This window comes from Streptococcus sp. P25B114 (assembly GCF_053010325.1).
Genome location: NZ_JBRKNW010000035.1, coordinates 1 through 5,906 on the forward strand (window position 1 = coordinate 1; position 5,906 = coordinate 5,906).

General features: G+C 46.3%; 6 protein-coding genes. All 6 read right to left on the reverse strand.

From position 1 onward, the window contains the following. Positions 1 to 203: 203 nt before the first annotated feature. Entirely contained in the window at positions 204 to 1,481 is a 1,278-nt protein-coding gene (locus tag ACVC7T_RS10765) for a uracil-xanthine permease family protein (protein ID WP_394731983.1), read from the reverse strand. Positions 1,482 to 1,688: 207 nt separating this feature from the next. After that, complete coding sequence (locus ACVC7T_RS10770; protein ID WP_447262939.1) at positions 1,689 to 2,204, reverse strand: hypothetical protein; 516 nt, start codon at positions 2,202 to 2,204, stop codon at positions 1,689 to 1,691. A gap of 81 nt (positions 2,205 to 2,285) precedes the next feature. After that, complete coding sequence (locus ACVC7T_RS10775) at positions 2,286 to 3,047, reverse strand: nuclear transport factor 2 family protein (RefSeq protein WP_447262940.1); 762 nt, start codon at positions 3,045 to 3,047, stop codon at positions 2,286 to 2,288. A 9-nt stretch (positions 3,048 to 3,056) separates the two neighbouring features. Then, a complete protein-coding gene (locus ACVC7T_RS10780) occupies positions 3,057 to 4,571 on the reverse strand; it encodes an ABC transporter permease/substrate-binding protein (protein WP_447262941.1) in 1,515 nt (504 codons plus the stop codon). Next, positions 4,571 to 5,302 (reverse strand): ATP-binding cassette domain-containing protein, encoded by a 732-nt coding sequence (locus tag ACVC7T_RS10785; RefSeq protein ID WP_447262942.1) that lies wholly within the window; start codon positions 5,300 to 5,302, stop codon positions 4,571 to 4,573. The genes ACVC7T_RS10780 and ACVC7T_RS10785 overlap by 1 nt, the downstream gene beginning before the upstream one ends. Beyond that, the gene (locus tag ACVC7T_RS10790) at positions 5,295 to 5,744 is read right to left on the reverse strand and encodes a MarR family transcriptional regulator (protein ID WP_172021102.1); all 450 of its coding nucleotides are present in this window, start codon (positions 5,742 to 5,744) and stop codon (positions 5,295 to 5,297) included. The genes ACVC7T_RS10785 and ACVC7T_RS10790 overlap by 8 nt, the downstream gene beginning before the upstream one ends. Positions 5,745 to 5,906: the final 162 nt, after the last annotated feature.

A 5,906-nucleotide genomic window follows, 5' to 3' on the forward strand; every position in this document is an offset into this window, starting at 1 on the left:
AAACTTTAGGCTGGAAATCTCCTATCGATATCAGAAAAGCTTTACTAGAAGCTAGCTCCTAGTAAAGCTTAACAAATGGATAACTTCAAAATCACCTTTTTGGTCTCACATCATTGACAAAGGTACATTTGAGAAATAGCTGAGCTGCTCTGCTATTTTTCAAAAAAAAGCCAGCTAGAGCTGACTTTCTGCATTTTTTAAACTTACTCAGCCTTTTCTGCTTTTGGCAAGATGAGGTTGAGGACGATACCTACAATGGCTGAGAGGGCTGTTCCTGAGAGGGTGATGGCACCGATGTTGAGTACTGCACCACCAAGGCCCAAGACCAACATGGAGCTTGCGATAATCAGGTTGCGGACTTGACCGAAATCAACACGGCTTTCAATCAAGACTTTCAAACCGTTTGAGGCGATAACGCCGTAGAGCAAGATGGACATACCACCAAGAACAGCACTTGGAATAGTAGAGATAAGGGCTGTAAATTTGCCTAGGAATGAGAAGGCAATGGCAATCAGGGCAGCGTTTCGGATAACGGATACCGATGCGATACGGGTCATACCGATAACCCCTGTATTTTCACCATAAGTCGTGTTGGCAGGTCCACCGATAAAGGCAGATACGGCAGTCGCCACACCGTCACCAATCAAGGTACGGCTGAGACCTGGATCTTTCAAGAACTGGCGACCACAGATTTGGCTGAGAACCGTGTGGTCTCCGATATGCTCTGCGATGGTCACCACTGCGATTGGCAAGATGGCAATCATTTCTGGACCGAAGTAGAAATTGTAGGATTTGAAAGTACCTGTTTCAAATGGTAGATAGAAACCTGGTAATTCAAACCAAGCTGCTTCCAAAACGGGTGTAAAGTCAACTAGTCCGAGGAAGATGGCAATCACGTAACCACCGACAATGGCAATCAAGAAGGGAACAATCTTGGCGAAGCCTTTCCCTTTGGTATTGACAAAAGCCGCAATCAAGAAGGTAGCAATAGCCGCTACGACATTTCTCCAGTCACCGTCTGCGACAAAACCTGCTGAAGTCACGGCAGAGTTGGCGAGACCCAGACCGATAACGATAATCATAGGTCCGATAACAACTGGTGGCAAGAGACTGTCAATCCACTTGGTGCCTATCACTTTAACAAGCGCAGCAATCAGCACATAAATCAAACCAACGAAGAGAATGCCTGTCTGAGCTGCCGACACATCGCCGCCCATTTCCTTGATGGCAAGGGCCATAGCTGAGATGTAGGCAAAGGATGAGCCCAGGTAAACCGGCACCTTGAACTGGGTTGCTACTTGGTAAATCAAGGTTCCGACACCTGATGCGAAGAGGGCAACCGACACGGGCATACCGAGAATCAGCGGCACCAAAATTGTCGCTCCGAACATAGCGAACACGTGCTGGAAACTCAACAAAATCCCTTGCAAGGGTGCTGGTTTCTCATGGACATCAAACAAAAGATTGGCTTTTGTACTCATAAATCTCCCATTCTGGGCACACAAAAAGACCCAGACTTTCTAAATATATAGTCATAGGCCCTTAATTGATTTTTCCTGTTGTCTTTCTCACCTCACGGGATGAGTTTAAAAACCTACGCTTTTGCTATTGTAACACAAGCCCTTCATATTGGCAAGAATTTTTCGAGATTTTTTCGGCCTCGTTCGGGAAATGGCAGAGCAGTAAACTTAGCTATCACCTGCATCTCTTATCCGTTTCTTAATCTTCTGACTAAACTCAATCATCCTCCGCTTTTCTTCTGGCCAGATTTTAGTCACACGGTCCACGGCAATAATAAACACAATGACCACCGCATAGTCTTTGGCACTATCAATTACACCTAGGTTTTCCAAAATAGTCAAGAGCAGGTAAAAGCTAAACAAGATGGTCCGTTTGGGTAGAGCCATCAGAAGTTCAACTCCAGCCTTATAGCCCAGATAAATCTGCCGATTGAGCCCCCTGGCGCGTTCCAAACGACGATTTAGAAAGGAACGGATACGACTATAAAACCAATCGGACGTAAAAAAGAGGGACTGAATGGCGATGGCAATAAGCGACAGATTGTTAGCATGTTTCTCCGTCATACCAGACACTCTGGCAAAAATGTAAGTCCAATCCCCATTATCAATCCACATCCAAATTGAAAGATATACAACAGCACCTGCCACCACAATCAAGGGAAGAGCACGAAGGTATTTAAGCATGAACAACTACTCCACTATCTTTTTTTCTATTATCAACCGAAAAACCAAACAAGTCAAGAGAAAAGAAGGAGACATCCCCTCTTAAAACTTCCCTAGATTGGTCAAGTCTTTTTTCTCTGGCATGACTTCCTTGTTGTCCCAATGCTCGACAATCTTTCCGTCTTTGAGGCGGTAGATGTCAAAATGGGCGTAGTCCTGACCTGCAATCCAGACTTTCGAATAAGCCACGACGGAGTCACCCTGTCCCATCACCTTAAAGACAAAGTCGTAGTTGACTTGATTCTCTACCAGATAGTCCTTATAGGCTGCACCACCTTGGGCGATGTCTTGGTTGTGCTGAATCAGGTCTGCTGCCACATAGTCCTCAAACTTGTCGATTTCCCCATTTTGAAGGACATCGACCAAGAAACGACGGACGATTTTCTTATTGTCCTCGGTCTTGTCTAGGTCTGTCAGCTCAAAGTCTGCGTAAATCGGGTCTGTTTGGCCAATGTTTTTGGGATAGGCATCGATGACATCCCAATGCTCGACGATACGGCCGTTTTCATCTGAACGGAAAATGTCCGCCGTCACCCACTCAGCCTCACCGTCATTGAGTTTCTGGTGGACATGGACAAAGACAAAATTTCCGTCTTCAATGGCACGAACAATATTTATTTCCCGCTTGGGATTGCGTTTGAAAAAGTCCTCAAAGAAAGCCGCAAAGCCCTCCTTTTCATCCGGCACACCTGTACTATGCTGGGTGTAAGTAGCCCCCATGTAGTGCTCATAGACTTCCTTGATTTCCCCGTCGCGAATGCCACGGAGGTAGAGATTTTTAGCATTTTCTAGTTGATTAGTCATGATTTTCTCCTATTTTAACAATTCTTCTTGTTCTAAATATTCCCTCGCCACTTGCTCTGCCGACTCGCCTTCCACATCGACCGCATAGTTCATCTGGGTCATTTCCTCGGTCGAGATTTTGCCCGAAAGAACCCCCAAAACTTGCTCCAACTCGGGATAGTTCTCTAAGGTTTCTTTGGTCAATAGCGGAGCGGCCTGATAAGGTGGGAAAAGCTGTTTGTCGTCTTCCAGGATTTTCAGCTTGTAAGAAACAATCTTGCTATCCGTTGAGTAGGCATCAACTAGCTGCACATCTCCATTTTTAATGGCTTCGTAGCGAAGGGCAGGCTCCATGGTTTTGACATTGAGATTGAGCCCATAAAGATTGGTCAGACCGACATTCCCGTCCTCTCGGTCATTAAACTCTAAAGAGAAGCCTGCGACAGCTGTCTGCTGCACTTTTGCCAAATCCGAAATCTTCTCAAGAGCATTTTTTTGAGCATAGTCTTCTGTCACCGCCAAGGCATAGGTATTTTGAAAGTCTGTCGGAGCCAAATAAACCAAGCCGTCCTGTTCCAAAATCGCTTCTTTTGCGTAGGTATAAACCTCCTCAGGATTGTTGGACAAGTCCGTCGGCGGATTGGTCAAAAGAGTGGTCGTAATGGTACCTGTGTACTCAGGATAAATATCAATCGAGCCAGACTTGAGGGCTTCGTAGAGGAAGCTGGTCTTGCCAAAGTTCGGCTCCACCTCTACCTCGATATCCGTCTGGTCTTCTATCAAGAGTTTGTACATATTGATGAGAATTTCAGGCTCTGCCCCTAGTTTCCCAGCGATGACTAGCTTGTTCGATGACGATTGGTTGAGCGGAACATAGCTAGCTCCGACTGCCAAAAGTGTCACCAAGAGAGCGGCTAGAATGGTGCGAGGCTTCTTGTCCTGCAAAACCTTGATGACCGAGCCAAAGAGGACAGCCAGTACTGCCGACGACACCGCCCCAATCAAAATCAGGGCTGAGTCATTACGGTCAATTCCCAAGAGGATAAAAGAGCCCAAACCGCCTGCACCGACCAAGGCAGCAAGCGTTGCCGTCCCGATAATCATAATGGACGCCGTCCGAATGCCAGACATGAGAATGGGCATGGCCAGAGCCAGCTGGAACTTACGCAGTTTTTCCAGCTTGGTCATCCCAAAGGCTGTCGCAGCCTCTTCCAGTGAAGGATCGATTTCCGAAAGTCCGGTCAAAGTCCCCTGCAAAATGGGAAAAATGGCGTAGATGACTAAAGCCACTACCGCAGGCAGCGTTCCGATACCCATAAAGGGAATGAAAAGTCCCAGCAGTGCCAAGGAGGGAATAGTCTGAAATACTCCTGTCACCTGCAAGCTCCACTCGGTCAGCTTTTTCTTGTTAGACAAGACCAAGCCCAGTGGCACCGCAATGGCAATAGCAATAATCAAGGCCAGAAGGGAAATCCGCAGGTGCTCAAAGAGGGCTGTCAGCCAGTCTGCCTTGCGTTCCAGAAAGGTTGTTACCAACTGATCCATTAGGCACCTCCCCGATTTTTCATAAATTCAACAACAAAGTCATTAGCAGGCTGGTTACGAAGTTCATCAGGCGTACCCAATTGAACCACTTCTCCTGCCCTCATCAAGCAGATACGGTCTGCCAGCTTAACCGCTTCGTTCATATCATGCGTGACGAAAACCGTTGTCATCTTGAACTCTTCATGCAAGTCCTTGATCAAGTCCTGCAACTGCCCTTTACTAATAGGGTCTAGGGCTGAGAAAGGCTCATCCATCAGCAAGACCTTGGGATTGGCAATGATGGCCCGCAGAATCCCAATCCGTTGCTTTTCTCCGCCAGACAAGTCCTTGGGCAAACGGTCCAAATAGCTGTCAGGATCCAAGCCTACCTTGGTCAAGAGTTGTCTGGATTTTTTCAAGGTTTCTTCCTTGTTCAGGCCCTTCATCTCAGGAATAAGAGCAATATTTTCAGCCACTGTCATATTTGGAAATAAAGCAATCTGTTGCAGGACGTAGCCAGTTTCCAAACGTAGTTCTCGTAGGTCAAAGTCTTTCAGCCGCTTGCCCTGAATCCGAATATCTCCGTCTGTCTGCTCAATCAGGCGGTTGATCAGTTTCAGCGTGGTTGTTTTTCCGCTACCGCTTGGTCCAATCAAAACAAAGAATTCTCCCTCTTGAATGTCAAAGGTCAAATTTTTCAAGATTGGCCCGCTGACCTGACAGGTCAGGGACACATTTTGGTACTCAATCATTGGTTTCTCCTCCTAAGATTTCCGTCAAGGCCTGTCCATAGCGACCAAAGAGGTCCAGTAACTGCTCCTGTTCTTCCAAGCTGAACTGGGACAGGGCTGTTTTTTCCGCCTCTTCCAAGGGGTCCAAAATCCGACTGGCATAGACACGACCTTCCTCGGTCAATTTGACCTTCTTATGTCGTTTGTCTGCTGGATTTTCCTCAAAAAAGACATAGCCCTTATCAAGAAACTTCTTGATAGTAGCATTAACCACCTGCTTACTAGAGTAAGTCTTCTTACTGACCAAATTCTGTGTCATACCTCCGGGATTATAATAAAGCCACATAAGGATCGATAGGCACTTGCCGTTTAGCCCCTGTCGCCTTGCATAACCCTCGTAGAGCCCGACCTGCTGGTCAAAGATACGGGCCAAGTCTTTACTCCGCTGTCTCAATTCTGTCATCGTCGCTCTGCTCCTGTAATTAGTCATTTTTTTTTATACTCAGTTAAAATCAAAAATAGCGGAAGTCCAGTCTCTATGTACAATTGATTTTAGTTGATAAGCAGTTAAGGTTTGAATAACCTCTTCAAGTTTATCGATTACCTCATTTAACGTCCTAAATAC